Origin of the sequence: Cupriavidus oxalaticus (genome assembly GCF_038900635.1) — a bacterium.
Lineage (GTDB): Bacteria > Pseudomonadota > Gammaproteobacteria > Burkholderiales > Burkholderiaceae > Cupriavidus > Cupriavidus oxalaticus_B.
Genome location: NZ_JAYMRX010000018.1, coordinates 55,859 through 68,507 on the forward strand (window position 1 = coordinate 55,859; position 12,649 = coordinate 68,507).

10 protein-coding genes and 1 tRNA gene are annotated in these 12,649 nt (G+C 68.3%); 7 read left to right on the forward strand and 4 right to left on the reverse strand.

Translation table 11 applies throughout. The annotated features are described in order from the left end of the window. Window positions 1-32 precede the first annotated feature (32 nt). The gene (locus VSR71_RS24385; RefSeq protein WP_342916366.1) at window positions 33-2,129 is read left to right on the forward strand and encodes a UvrD-helicase domain-containing protein; all 2,097 of its coding nucleotides are present in this window, start codon (window positions 33-35) and stop codon (window positions 2,127-2,129) included. 222 nt (window positions 2,130-2,351) lie between these two features. On the opposite strand, the gene VSR71_RS24390 is transcribed toward VSR71_RS24385, so the two are convergent. Next, window positions 2,352-2,855, reverse strand: a complete 504-nt coding sequence (locus VSR71_RS24390; RefSeq protein ID WP_342916367.1) for a hypothetical protein — start codon at window positions 2,853-2,855, stop codon at window positions 2,352-2,354. Window positions 2,856-3,111: 256 nt separating this feature from the next. Between VSR71_RS24390 and VSR71_RS24395 the strand changes: the two genes are divergently transcribed. Continuing rightward, window positions 3,112-3,867 (forward strand): response regulator transcription factor, encoded by a 756-nt coding sequence (locus VSR71_RS24395; RefSeq protein WP_342916368.1) that lies wholly within the window; start codon window positions 3,112-3,114, stop codon window positions 3,865-3,867. A gap of 5 nt (window positions 3,868-3,872) precedes the next feature. Further along, the gene (locus tag VSR71_RS24400; protein WP_342916458.1) at window positions 3,873-4,994 is read left to right on the forward strand and encodes a sensor histidine kinase; all 1,122 of its coding nucleotides are present in this window, start codon (window positions 3,873-3,875) and stop codon (window positions 4,992-4,994) included. Here the strand turns inward: VSR71_RS24400 and VSR71_RS24405 are convergent. Continuing rightward, window positions 4,980-6,101, reverse strand: coding sequence for an ABC transporter substrate-binding protein (locus tag VSR71_RS24405; protein WP_342916369.1), 1,122 nt, complete (start codon window positions 6,099-6,101; stop codon window positions 4,980-4,982). The genes VSR71_RS24400 and VSR71_RS24405 overlap by 15 nt on opposite strands. Window positions 6,102-6,283: 182 nt before the next feature. On the opposite strand from VSR71_RS24405, the gene hemN reads away from it, so the two are divergent. Further along, window positions 6,284-7,780, forward strand: a complete 1,497-nt coding sequence (hemN, locus tag VSR71_RS24410; protein ID WP_342916370.1) for an oxygen-independent coproporphyrinogen III oxidase — start codon at window positions 6,284-6,286, stop codon at window positions 7,778-7,780. 68 nt (window positions 7,781-7,848) lie between these two features. Here the strand turns inward: hemN and VSR71_RS24415 are convergent, their stop codons facing one another. Continuing rightward, entirely contained in the window at window positions 7,849-8,709 is an 861-nt protein-coding gene (locus tag VSR71_RS24415) for a c-type cytochrome (RefSeq protein ID WP_342916371.1), read from the reverse strand. Between the two features lie 455 nt (window positions 8,710-9,164). On the opposite strand from VSR71_RS24415, the gene VSR71_RS24420 reads away from it, so the two are divergent. Further along, window positions 9,165-9,240: transfer RNA gene (locus VSR71_RS24420), tRNA-Arg, on the forward strand. Window positions 9,241-9,300: 60 nt separating this feature from the next. On the opposite strand, the gene VSR71_RS24425 is transcribed toward VSR71_RS24420, so the two are convergent. Further along, window positions 9,301-11,052 (reverse strand): diguanylate cyclase, encoded by a 1,752-nt coding sequence (locus VSR71_RS24425; RefSeq protein ID WP_342916372.1) that lies wholly within the window; start codon window positions 11,050-11,052, stop codon window positions 9,301-9,303. Between the two features lie 315 nt (window positions 11,053-11,367). Between VSR71_RS24425 and VSR71_RS24430 the strand changes: the two genes are divergently transcribed. Beyond that, entirely contained in the window at window positions 11,368-12,195 is an 828-nt protein-coding gene (locus VSR71_RS24430; RefSeq protein ID WP_342916373.1) for a MipA/OmpV family protein, read from the forward strand. 38 nt (window positions 12,196-12,233) lie between these two features. Then, the gene (arfB, locus tag VSR71_RS24435; RefSeq protein ID WP_342916374.1) at window positions 12,234-12,638 is read left to right on the forward strand and encodes an alternative ribosome rescue aminoacyl-tRNA hydrolase ArfB; all 405 of its coding nucleotides are present in this window, start codon (window positions 12,234-12,236) and stop codon (window positions 12,636-12,638) included. The last annotated feature ends 11 nt before the right edge of the window (window positions 12,639-12,649 follow it).

Consider the following 12,649-nt stretch of genomic DNA (forward strand, 5'->3'; position numbering starts at 1 on the left):
TCTATCCGCCCAATCTCCCGACCGTCCTTCGCATGAGCCACGGCCTGAATTCCGCCCAATCCGAAGCCGTCCGCTACCTGGACGGACCCTGCCTGGTGCTGGCCGGGGCGGGTTCGGGCAAGACCCGCGTGATCACGCAGAAGATCGCGCACCTGATCGAGGACAAGGGCTTCGAGCCGCGCCATATCGCCGCCGTCACCTTCACCAACAAGGCGGCCAAGGAGATGCAGGAACGCATCGGCAAGCTGATGGAAGGCAAGACCACGCGCGAGGGCAAGCGCATCCCGCTCAAGCAGCTGACGGTCTGTACCTTCCACTCGCTGGGCGTGCAGATCCTGCGCATGGAGGCGGAGCATGTGGGCCTGAAGCCGCAGTTCTCGATCATGGATTCGGACGACTGCTTCGGCCTGATCCAGGAGCAGCTGGGCACCACCGACAAGAAGCTGATCCGCGGCGTGCAAAGCACGATCTCGCTGTGGAAGAACGGCATGGTCGATCCCGAGGCCGCGATCGCGCAGGCCGCCAATGCCGACGAGCACCAGGCCGCGCTGGTCTACCGCAACTACGTCGCCACGCTGAATGCATACCAGGCGGTGGATTTCGACGACCTGATCCGCCTGCCCGCGGAACTGTTCGCGCGCAATGAAGCGGTACAGCTCAAGTGGCAGAACCGGCTGCGCTACTTCCTGGTCGACGAATACCAGGACACCAACGCCTGCCAGTACCAACTGCTCAAGCTGCTGGCGGGCGGCTCGCACCTGCGCGCACCGGCCTTCACCGCGGTGGGTGACGACGACCAGGCCATCTACGGCTGGCGCGGCGCCACGCTGGACAACCTGCGCGGGCTGCAGACCGACTTTCCCGACCTCAAGGTGATCAAGCTGGAGCAGAACTACCGCTCCACAGTGCGCATCCTGGAAGCGGCCAACGCGGTCATTGCCAACAATCCCAAGTTGTTCGACAAGAAGCTGTGGAGCGAACACGGCATGGGCGATCCCATCGCCATCCACCCGATGAATGACGAGGAGCACGAGGCCGAGTCGGTGGTGTTCCGCCTGTCGGCGCACAAGTTCGAGCGCCGCGCGCAGTTCCGCGACTACGCCATCCTGTACCGCGGCAACCACCAGGCGCGGCTGTTCGAGCAGATCCTGCGGCGCGAGCGCATCCCCTACGTGCTGTCGGGCGGCCAGAGCTTTTTCGACAAGGCCGAGATCAAGGACATCTGCGCCTATCTGCGCCTGATCGCCAATCCGGACGACGATCCCGCCTTTATCCGCGCGATCACCACGCCGCGCCGCGGCGTCGGCAACACCACGCTCGAAGTGCTGGGCACGTTCGCCGGGCAGGCCAAGGTGTCGCTGTTCGAAGCGGCGATGATGGGCGGCATCGAAGGCAAGCTGCAGCCGCGCCAGCTGGAGCCGCTGCGCGTGTTCTGCGAATCGATGGTGCGGCTGGCCGACCGCGCGGCCAAGGATCCGGCTACCGAAGTGCTTGACGACCTGATGGCCGGCATCCACTACGAGGCCTACCTCTACGACAGTTTCGACGAGCGCCAGGCGCAGTCGCGCTGGACCAACACGCTGGAGTTCCTCGAATGGCTCAAGCGCAAGGGTACCAAGCCGGAAGCGGCCGAGGGCGAGGAAGCCACCGGCTACGACAACGCCGACGGCTTCGGCAGCGAAGGCAAGAATTTGCTCGAACTGACGCAGACCGTGGCGCTGATGAGCATGCTCGAAGGGCGCGAGGAAGATCCCGACGCCGTGCGGCTGTCTACGCTGCATGCCTCCAAGGGGCTGGAATACCCGCACGTGTTCCTGGTCGGCGTGGAAGAGGGCATCCTGCCCCACTGCCGCGAAGACGACGACATGACCGACGAGAAGATCGAGGAAGAGCGCCGGCTGATGTACGTCGGCATCACCCGCGCGCAGCGCAGCCTGCAGATCAGCTGGTGCAAGAAGCGCAAGCGTGCGCGCGAGACCTACTCGTGCCAGCCGTCGCGCTTTATCGGCGAGATGAAGCTGGAAGAAGCGCCGGCGCCCAAGGACGAAACCCCGGCGATGAGTCCCAAGGACCGGCTCGGCGCGCTCAAGGCGCTGCTCGGCGGCCCGGGCAAGACGGCGGCAGGCTGAGGTTCGGTACAAGGCCGATACAAAACCCTACCAGGCCGACAAGACCGCGCGCGCCGCGGTCCTTAGCATGACGGTTGTGCCGCCTGCGCCTTTCACCGCTGTGCGGCTTTTGTGGCGGCACGGTCTGCCCGGGTCGTGCCGCTCCAGACATCACGTCTGGTTTTTCCCTGTAATTGGCCCCCGCCGTGCCAGCGTGCGGGGGCAATTTTTTTGGCGCGGCGCTCAGCGTCCCTGCGGCGGCGGTTCGCCGTGCGGCGGCGCCATCATCGGGTCCGGCGGCAGGCCGAGCCAGCGCGCGCCACCGGGCGCACCACGCAGGCGCTGGCGCTGGGCCGCGTCGAGGCTGTCGTCGAGCGCCAGCCAGCGTTCGCGCACGGCGCGCCGGTCCTGTTCCAGCGCCTGGTGCAGGCGGTCCATGGCTTCGACGCGCGGCCGCAGCGGGCCGTCCGGCGCCGTGTCGGCGGTCTCGCGCAGGAAGCGCGCGCGCAGTTCCAGCGCATGCGCTTGCGCCTCTGCCGCGGCGCTGCGCGCGGCCTGCCAAAGCCTGGCCTGGGCCGCGTTCAGGCCGAGCGACTCGGCCGTGGCCGGGGCAGGCATGGGCGGCGGCATGGCGCTGTGCGGCCCGGGGCCGGCTTGCAGGGCGATGGCCGGCGTGGCCGCCAGGGCGGCGCCGCATAGCGCCAGCCCGCACAGGCTGGTCCGCAGCCGTGAAGTCATGATGGACATGGAGCTCTCCTGTCGTGGTTTCGAAGCCGCTCCATGCTAGGGAAGGCCGCGCTGCATTGCTTGAGCACTTGGTCTGCGCCCGATTGCAATGGCGTACATGGCGGCCCCTTCGGCAACACTGCGTATCAGGCCTGATACAAAGCCGGCATAGTGCCGCCACCCGCCGCTGGTAAAGTGGGGCACCGCACGCCTCCGGCATCGGCACACCGTCGCCTGGTCCGCCCGGCCGCGTCGCCAGATGCCGTTCTCTTCGCTTATGGAATTCACTCCGCCGCTTCCCATCCGCCTGCTGATCGTCGACGACGATCCACAGATCCGCGCCATGCTGGCCGAGTACCTGTCCACCTTCGGCATGCATGCCGACGGGGTCGAGGACGGCACCGCGATGCGCCAGGCGATGGCCGCCACGGCCTATGACCTCGTCATTCTCGACCTGTCGCTGCCGGGCGAGAACGGCCTGACGCTGTGTCGCGAACTGCGCGCGCAGACCCATGTCGCCGTGATCATGCTGACCGCGCGCGCCGAACTGGCAGACCGTGTGGTCGGGCTGGAGGTCGGCGCCGACGACTACGTCACCAAGCCGTTCGAGATGCGCGAACTGGTGGCGCGCATCCATACCGTGCTGCGCCGCAGCCGCGCCCATGGCGGCAGCGCTGGCCCTGGCGTCGATGGCCGCCGCGCCGCTTCGCCGTCGGGCCACGAACTGCGCTTCGGCGACTGGCGCCTGAACACCACGCTGCGCCAGCTGGTCGACCGCGACGAGGTGGTGGTGCCGCTGTCCAATGCCGAATTCCGCCTGTTGCTGGCCTTTGTCGAGCAGCCCAACCGCGTGCTCGACCGCGAGCTGCTGATCAACCAGGCCCGCGGACGCGGACTCGACGTATTCGACCGCAGCATCGACCTGCTGGTCTCGCGGCTGCGCCAGAAGCTGCGCGACGATCCGCGCGACCCGGCGCTGATACGCACCGTGCGCGGCGAAGGCTACGTCTTCAGCGCAACGCCGGAGGGGTGAGCCCGATGCCCGGCAGCGGGCGCCTGGCGCGCTACGACTCGATGTTCCTGCGGCTGTTCGTGGCGATGGCCACGATCATGCTGGTCGTCCACCTGCTCGGCATGACGGTGATCGAAAGCCTGTTCCCGCGGCCGGGCATGGAACGCGTGCTGCGTGATGGTCCCGGGGGGCCGCCGCCGCCCGAAGCCTGGCGCCACGGGCCACCGCCCGACGGCGCTCCGGGCCGGCCGGCGGCGGCGGGCGCTGCGCCACACCGCCCGCCGCCGCCGCGCTGGCCGTGGCCACCGCACCTTGGCATGGTGATCCAGGTGGCGGCGATGGTGGCGGCCGCATGGGTTGGCGCACGGCTGCTGGCGCGCCCGGTGCAGCAGCTCGCCAGCGGCGCCGGCAGGCTGGCGCAGGACGTGCATGCGCCGCCGCTGGACGAGACCGGCGGCCCTGCCGAAGCGCGTGCCGCCGCGCAGGCGCTGAACCTGATGCAGCAGCGCATCCGCACGCAGCTTGCCCAGCAGTCGCGCTTCCTGGCCGCGGTCTCGCACGACCTGCGCACGCCGCTGACGCGCATGAGCCTGCGCATTGAACGCATCGATGCCGGCGAGGTGCGCTACCGCCTGCGCCAGGATCTCGCCGAAATGAACGGCCTGATCGACGCCACGCTCTATTACCTGCGCGACCGCGACGAAGCCAACGGCCCGCGCCAGCGCGTGGACGTGCTCGCCCTGCTGCAGGCGGTGGTCGACGACGCCGCCGACACCGGCCATGAGGTCGCCCTCAGCGGCCAGGCGCAGCCGCTGAGGGCGTGGCCCTCGGAGTTGCGGCGCGCGGTGGTCAACCTGGTCGAGAATGCGCGGCGTTATGGCGGCGCGGCCAGCATCGTGCTGAGCGACAGCCCCGCGCGGGTGCTGATCGATATCTGCGACGACGGTCCCGGCATTCCGGAAGACCAGCTGGCGCGCGTGATGGAGCCGTTCTACCGGCTCGAATCGTCGCGCAGCCGCGCCACCGGCGGAGTCGGCATGGGCCTGTCGATCGCCGCCGACATTGCCGCGCGGCATGGCGGCGAGCTGGTTTTGTCCAACCGTCCCGAAGGCGGCCTGCGCGCGCGCCTGTCGCTACCGCGCGCCTGACACCGCCAGCGTGACGTACTGCGAACCGCGCTGGCCGTGGCTGAAGTCAAGGGTAAAGTCCCCCACGTCGACACGGCCTTGCAGCGCGCGGCGCAGCTCGGCGGCTCCGCTGGCGCGCACGCCGGCCAGCGCCCGCGCCAGCCATGCGGCGCCGATATAACCGGCCAGCGTTGCCGAGGACGGCGGCTCATCCAGGTATTGCTTCATGCGCGCCACGTGCTCCCTGACCACGCGCAGCGTTGCCTGTTGCGGACCGGGCGCGACCTGGGTCAGCACCATGCCGCCTGCGTAGCCGGCGCCCAGGATCTCGCGCGCGGCCGTGGCACTGACCGACGACAGGCCGACCAGGAAGCCATACCAGCCCTGCGCTGCCAGAGCACGGCCCAGGCCGGCATAGGCCAGCGTATCGCCCGCCACGATCACGGCGCCGGGGCGGGCGGCTGCAATGCGTCGTGCCGCGGCGTCGGCACCCGGATCGGCTTTGGGATCGAGCGGCACCGCGCGCGTGCCGGTCTGCGCCTCCAGCCGGGCCAGCGACGGCGTGGCGAAGTCCGGCGCCACGGCCAGCGCCATCGCGCTCAGGCCATAGCTGCGCAACTGCCGCACCGCGGCGTCGAGCTCCGCCTGGTAGTCGGCGCGGGTGAACCAGATGTTGTCCCCGGCCAATGCCAGGCCTGACAGCGGCGCGACAATCTGCACGCCGCGCCGGGCCAGCTCCGTCGATGACGCCAGCGCCGGCAGCAGGCGGTCGCTGGCGCCGAAAAGCAGCTCGGCGTGCTCGCTGTCCGCCAGCGCCACCGCCTGTGCCAGCGCACGACGCGGATCGGGATCGGCGTCGCGCACCACGTGGGTGATCCGTACCGGGCCATTGGCGGCATTGGTCGCGTCGAACAGCACCTTGGCACCGGCCAGGTAGTCGCGCGCCAGGTCCGCCTGCGCACTGCCGCGGTCGATCAGGTGGCCCACCACCACGGTGCGGCGCGCCGGGGATTGGGCCAGCAGCGGTGCAGCGGGCAGCGCCAGGGCCGCTGCACCGGCCGTCAGCAGGCGTCGGCGCAGCGGTAGGTACGGCGGGGAACTCGGGGGCAGGGTGTCCGGCATGGGCATCGCGCAATAGGAAAGGGGCGCAACTCGCGCCGGCGCGCAGCGTATCCGCCACGTATGACAATCGTGTGACGCCGGGCGCCCACGCGAGTGTGCCCTGCCGGCGCTGCGCTTGACGACGGTCAACGCAACGCGCGGCGTGCAGTCCTAGCATGGGCTGTCAAAAACCGTTCCCCCGCGCCCCCATGAACCCGCTTGCCATGACTACCCCTGCGTCCGACCGCCGCGCGCTGTCGGACTTTCGCGCTCTCGCCGGCCGCATCGACGGCAACGGCCCGCGCTACACTTCCTACCCGACTGCCGACCGCTTCAGGAACGGCCCGGACCTGTCGCTGTACCACGACGCGCTGGCCGCCTGCCGTGCCGATGCGCCCGCGCCGTTGTCGCTGTACCTGCATATCCCGTTCTGCGAGAACATCTGCTACTACTGCGGCTGCAACAAGATCATCACGCGTGACCACGGCCGCAGCGCCCGCTACGTCACGTACCTGGGCCGTGAGATGGCGCTGCTGGCCGCTCAGCTCGGCACGCGCCGGCGCGTGCTCCAGTCGCACTGGGGCGGCGGCACGCCGACCTTCCTGGATCCCGCCGAAATGCGCCGCGTGATGGCGCTGCTGCACGAGCATTTCGAACTGGCGCCCGATGGCGAGCACTCGATCGAGATCGACCCGCGCCGCGTCGATGATGCGCGCATGGCGCTGCTGGCCGAACTGGGCTTCAACCGCGTCAGCCTGGGTGTGCAGGATTTCGATCCCGAGGTGCAGCAAGCCATCCACCGGATCCAGCCGTACGAAGAGACCCGTGCCGTGGTCGACGCCGCGCGCCGGCTGGGCTTCCGCTCGGTCAGCCTCGACCTGATCTACGGCCTGCCGCACCAGACCGCCGCGCGCTTCGGCCGCACCATCGACCAGGTGCTGGCGCTGCGGCCCGACCGCCTTTCGGTCTACAGCTATGCGCACCTGCCGCATGTGTTCAAGCCGCAGCGGCGCATCGACGAAAGCGCGCTGCCTGCGGCCGGCGAGAAGCTGGATATCCTGGTTTCCACCATCGAGCGCCTGACCGCCGAGGGCTATATCTATATCGGCATGGACCACTTCGCGCTGCCCGACGACGACCTCGCCGTGGCGCAGCGCGAAGGCCGGCTGCAGCGCAACTTCCAGGGCTACTCCACGCACGCCGGGTACGACCAGCTCGGCCTCGGCATCTCGGCGATCGGCGCGGTGGCGGGCCGCTACGTGCAGAACGCCCGCACGCTGGACGAGTACTACAGCGCGCTCGACCACGGCCGCCTGCCGCTGGCGCGCGGGGTGGCGATGACTGCCGACGATCACCTGCGCCGCGAACTGATCGGCGCGCTGATGTGCAATGGCGTGCTGGATATTCCCGCGCTCGAGCGGCGCCACGGCATTGACTTCAGCGCCGGCTTCGCGCCGGAACTGGCTGAACTTGCCACCCTGGCGGCCGACGGCCTGGTGCAGGTAGAGCCCGCGCGGATCACGGTCACGCCGCTGGGACGCCTGCTGGTGCGCCGCGTGGCGATGGTGTTCGACCGCTACCTGCGCGACGATGCCGCCCGCGCCGCGCTCGCCGGGCCCGAAAACCAGGGCACGCCCCAGGCCGCCAACGACGGCGCGCAACCGATCCGCATCGTGCCGCGGGCGCGCTACTCGCGCGTCGTGTAACCGCCGCCAGGCATAAAAAAAACGCCCGCGAATTTCGCGGGCGTTGTTGTCTGCGGCGCAGTCGTGTCTTACTTGGCAGCGTTTGCCATGTAGTCCGACGCGGCGATCACGTCGGCGTCCGGGCCGGCGTAGCCACCCTTGGGCGGCATCACGCCCTTGCCCTTCAGCGCGTAGTTGTGGACCGTGTCCATGCCTTCCTTCAGGCGCGGCGCCCAAGCGGCCTTGTCGCCGAACTTGGGCGCACCTGCCACGCCGGCGGCGTGGCAGGCGGCACAGACCTGGTCATAGACCTTCTTGCCGACGTCGGCCGACGCAGCAGCCGGCGCGGCAGCGGCTGCGGCCGGTGCCGGCGCAGCCGCAGCAGCCGGCGCGGCAGCGGCCTCGGGCGCCGCGGCGGTGGCCGGTGCCGCGGCAGCCGGTGCGGGCGGCTCGGGGAACTTGGCGCCACCGGCGTCGGCCATGTAGACCACGGCGCGGGCCAGTTCGTAATCGGTGTAGTCGTCAGGCGTGCTGCCGGCGCGCGGCGGCATTGCGCCCTTGCCGGCCAGCACCGACTTCATCAGACCGTCAAAGCCCTGGCCGATACGCGCGCTCCAGTCGCCGGCAGTACCGTACTTGGGCGCACCCGCCGCGCCCGTGGCGTGGCAGGCCGCGCAGATTTCCTTGTAGACCTGTTCGCCGGTCTTGAATACGCGCGGTGCGTTGGGATCCTTGATTTCGAGCGACGCGACCGGCTTGATGCGGTCGTTGACGGCTTCCGCGGTGCTGACAGCGCCGGCACTTTCAGTGGAGCCATGTCCCACAAAGTTGACCAGCAGGGCGATCACGAGGATCGGTACCAGGAAAGCCGCGATCACCACAGCGATCAGCTGCTTGGGTGTCTTGATGGGAGACTCGTGTTCGTGGTGTTCGTTGTGGACGTCGCTCATACAGAACTCTCAGTTTTGCAGGAAACCTTCTGGCCGCTCACCCTCGGCTTGCTTTATCTGGCCCTTGTCTGACCACTACCTGGCCCGCAAGGGGCCCGACAGAAGTCCGCCCCATGCTGCCTCGCGGCCATTGCCTGACTTGGGTCTGTCGCTATTTGCGCACTTCGGACGGTCTCCCGGGCCGGGCCCCGGATTGTCGCCGAATCCAGATCGCAAAGCCTTGATCCTGGTCGACTTCGTGAGGGGCACGATTTGACGCAAATAGCTGGCGATTATAGCCCCATTCCACCCTTCGCCAGTGCCAAAAGCGGCGGTTGCGAGACGTATGGCAGACCCTCCGGAGTGCCCCGCATGGACGGCGCGGGGCAAACGCGGTATCCTATGCGACTTTCCTGCGGCGGCATTCGCGCGCTGCACCGCTGTACCTGCAATACCGGTTGAAAAACCGTCTCTGTGCGCCCGTAGCTCAATGGATAGAGTACTGCCCTCCGAAGGCAGGGGTTGCTGGTTCGATCCCAGCCGGGCGCGCCAATCCCATCCGGATTCCCGCTTTTCCGCGACGAACGAACAGCAGCCATGTTCTCGCGGCACTCAGGCCGTCGGCGCAGGGGCGGTCCCGCTGTCACCCACCGGCTCCGGCACGCGGTCGTCGCTGACTACCCGGTTGCGGCCCGCATTCTTGGCGGTGTAGAGACGCCGGTCCGCCACCATCAGCATGGTGTCGAGGTTGTCGGTGCCGTCGGCGCCCAGATCCGATACGCCGATGGAGACCGTGAACTGGATATTGCCCTTGCCGGTCGCATCCGCTGCGGGCTCGCAGACGGCTTGCCCCAGGATCTTGCGCAGCCGCTCGGCGGCCTCGGCCGCTTCCGCGATGCTGGTGCGCGGCAGCAGCACGGCGAATTCCTCGCCGCCGATGCGCGCCGGCACGTCGATGGCCCGCACGGTCGCGCGCACCACGTCGGCCAGCTTCTTCAGCACGCGGTCGCCGCTGGCGTGGCCCCAGTTATCGTTGATGCGCTTGAAGCGGTCGATATCGATCATCAGCAGCGACATCGGCATCTTGTTGCGCAAGCTGTGGTTGTGCTCGATGGCAAAACGCGCCTCGAACACGCGGCGGTTGGCCAGCCCGGTCAGCGCATCGGTCTCGGCCAGCTCGCGCAGCGCTTCGCCGCGGGCGAGGTAGTGCGAGAACAGCTTGCGGAAGCCCTGCAGCGTGACCCACAGCAGCACCGCCAGCGACAGCGCGCTGGCCGCCAGCACCGCGCTCAGGTGCGAGGCGGTGCGCAGCAGCAGGTCCGGGGCGGAGAAGTAGTCCACCAGCATCAGGTTGCTGCTGCCGATGCGCTGGAACATCAGGCGGCTGCCGTCGCCAAGGCGCAGCGTGCCGGAACCGCGACTGAACATCTCCCTGGGCGTGGCTTCGCGCCAGGAGGGTGGGATGACCGCGGCAAATTTCTCGTCACTGCTGACGTTGCGCGTGCTGGCGCCGACCAGGCGGCCGTCGATATCGATCAGGAAGCTGCGCACGCCCCTGCGCGTGGTGCTGGTCAGGTAGGCATCCAGGCTGCGCTGTGAAATGCCCGAAATCGCCACGCCGCGGAACTGGGCGTGCAGGTAGACCGGCAGGCTGACTGTCAGGTACACGTCGCCGCTGCCATCGGCAGCCGGCACCATCTGCCAGCGCAGGGCGCGATCGGGGTTGTTGTGCGGCAGGTGCTCGCGCATGAAGCCTGCCTCGTCGACGCGACGCAATACGGCGGCTGTGCGCGCAGGCGGCACCGGCGGATGGGCGACAAAAAAGCCATTGGTCGAGACGTACATGAGCTTGCGCGTGACCAGCGGGTTGACCGGCTCGGCGCTGAGCAGATGGCTGAGGCCGCGTGCGACGTACAGCCCCGGCAGCAGGTCTTCATCGCGGCGGTAAAAGCTTTCCATGCCTTCCAGCATCCGGGGGCCGACGCCGAGCAGCACCGCATCGCCTTCCGGTGCCGGCAGCTGCCACAGGTCGTCGTTGCGGTGCGCGTAGGCGGCTTGCAGCGGCGGGTCGGCTTCGACCGCGTGCGGACCCATCTGCAGGCGAATCAAGTGCTGGGCGAAATTGCGCACGCTGCGCAGCCGTTCGGTCTCGACGTTCAGCACCGAACTGATGCTGGCCACCTGCAGTTGTTGCGTTTGCTGCAGGTTCTGCACCTCATGGTCGCGCAGCACCACCAGGCCGCGCGCGAAAATTACCAGCAGCAGCAAGGAAGCGGCGGCAAAGGATAGCACCACGAAGCGTTGCGGCGCGCGCACTGCCTGCTCCCAGAGGCGATCGAGCAGTGCGGAAAGGCGGGGACGCATGAATGACTCCACTCCAGGGGGTTCCTGAATCCGTGCACGCAGCCTACTGCATCAGCGATCGGGTTCGTGGGGCGCGGAATTCAGCGAAAGCTGAACTCATCATGTGCCATCCGGAATAAAAGGCAAAGGACGTCGATGAGTCATTGCTAAATGACGAATGATCGAGGCTGCAAAGCATTGATATCGCCACTGCCGGCATGGATGTCGACGCGCACTTAATTCCCGCCGCGAAAAGTTTCATGACGGTCCCGCCACCCTGGCCCATGGCCATGCTGATAGATTCAGCCGACCAACTTTCGTCCCGAATGCCATGCCATGGTTATCTCGACAAGCCTCCTGCGACGGCTGCGCGGCGCGTTAGCCGGCATTGCGCTGGCAGCGGCTGCGCACTCGGGCGAGGCCGCGCCGGTAAGCCTGCCAGGATCGCTGCCAAACATGGTGGGCCTCGGTGTCGGCTCCACCACCGAATTCGCCGGCGGCAAGGACCGCATGATCGGCGTAGTGCCCGGCGTACGCTACGTGACCCCGGGCGGGCGGTTGCTGGAATGGTACGGGCCGTATGCGCAGTTCAATTTCGGCGGACTGACCGGTTTCCAGTGGGGTCCGGCGGTGGGGCTGCGGCTGGGCCGCAACAACGTCGACGATCCGGTGGTAGCGCAGGTGCACGAGATCGACACGACGGTGGAGGCGGGCGGGTACATCGGCTATGAATACCTGAACCCCGGCAGCGTCCCGTGGCGGCTGCGCGGCGGCATCAACGTGATGACCAATGCGGGAATCGTTTACGGCGGCAGCCGCGTCACCGCCACCGGCACCTTCTGGATGCCGCTGCACCGGCGCGTCTATGCGGGCATGGGTCTCGGCGCGACCTGGGTCAGCGGCAGCTTCAACCGTACCTACTTCGGCGTAACGCCGGCAGACTCGGCAGCCAGCGGCCTGCCCGCCTACAGCCCCGGCGGCGGGCTGGAGCAGTTTACGGGCTGGCTGGCGATGATCTACCAGTTCGACAAGCACTGGTATGGCGGCGCGATGGTCTACGCACAACGGCTGGCCGGCGACGCGGCCGACAGCCCCATCGTCACGCAGCGCGGCACGCGCAACCAGATCACCTATGGCATCGGCCTGGCTTATTCGTGGCGCTAGTGCGGTCCGGCGGGTGGCCGGCTTGCTATGATGCAGCCATGGTCAACGAGTTAGTCATTCCCCACCACGAATACCTGATTACCGCGATCCGCGCGCAAGGCGCGGGCGGGCAAAACATCAACAAGGTATCGAACGCGGTGCACCTGCGTTACGACGTAGGGGCATCCTCGCTGCAGCCTGACCACAAGGAACGCCTTCTGGCCTTGCACGATCACCGCATCACGCGCGACGGCGTGGTGGTGATCAAGGCGCAGCAATTCCGCAGCCTCGAGCAGAACCGCGACGAAGCAGTGCGGCGCCTGCATGAACTGGTGCGCAGCGTGGCCACGCCGCCGCGCGTGCGGCGGGCCACGCGTCCGACGCTGGCATCGCGCCAGCGCAGGCTGGAAGGCAAGAGCCAGCGCAGCCAGGTCAAGGCGCTGCGCGGCAGGGTGTTCGACTAGCCTCGCTTGCG

Bases quoted from the DNA above. Each gene is read 5' to 3' on its own strand.
- VSR71_RS24390 (WP_342916367.1), bottom strand. From the start codon at position 2,855: ATGTCCATCATGACTTCACGGCTGCGGACCAGCCTGTGCGGGCTGGCG.
- VSR71_RS24430 (WP_342916373.1), top strand. From the start codon at position 11,368: ATGGTTATCTCGACAAGCCTCCTGCGACGGCTGCGCGGCGCGTTAGCC.
- VSR71_RS24385 (WP_342916366.1), top strand. From the start codon at position 33: ATGAGCCACGGCCTGAATTCCGCCCAATCCGAAGCCGTCCGCTACCTG.
- arfB (WP_342916374.1), top strand. From the start codon at position 12,234: ATGGTCAACGAGTTAGTCATTCCCCACCACGAATACCTGATTACCGCG.
- VSR71_RS24415 (WP_342916371.1), bottom strand. From the start codon at position 8,709: ATGAGCGACGTCCACAACGAACACCACGAACACGAGTCTCCCATCAAG.
- VSR71_RS24400 (WP_342916458.1), top strand. From the start codon at position 3,873: ATGCCCGGCAGCGGGCGCCTGGCGCGCTACGACTCGATGTTCCTGCGG.
- VSR71_RS24405 (WP_342916369.1), bottom strand. From the start codon at position 6,101: ATGCCCATGCCGGACACCCTGCCCCCGAGTTCCCCGCCGTACCTACCG.
- hemN (WP_342916370.1), top strand. From the start codon at position 6,284: ATGAACCCGCTTGCCATGACTACCCCTGCGTCCGACCGCCGCGCGCTG.
- VSR71_RS24425 (WP_342916372.1), bottom strand. From the start codon at position 11,052: ATGCGTCCCCGCCTTTCCGCACTGCTCGATCGCCTCTGGGAGCAGGCA.
- VSR71_RS24395 (WP_342916368.1), top strand. From the start codon at position 3,112: ATGGAATTCACTCCGCCGCTTCCCATCCGCCTGCTGATCGTCGACGAC.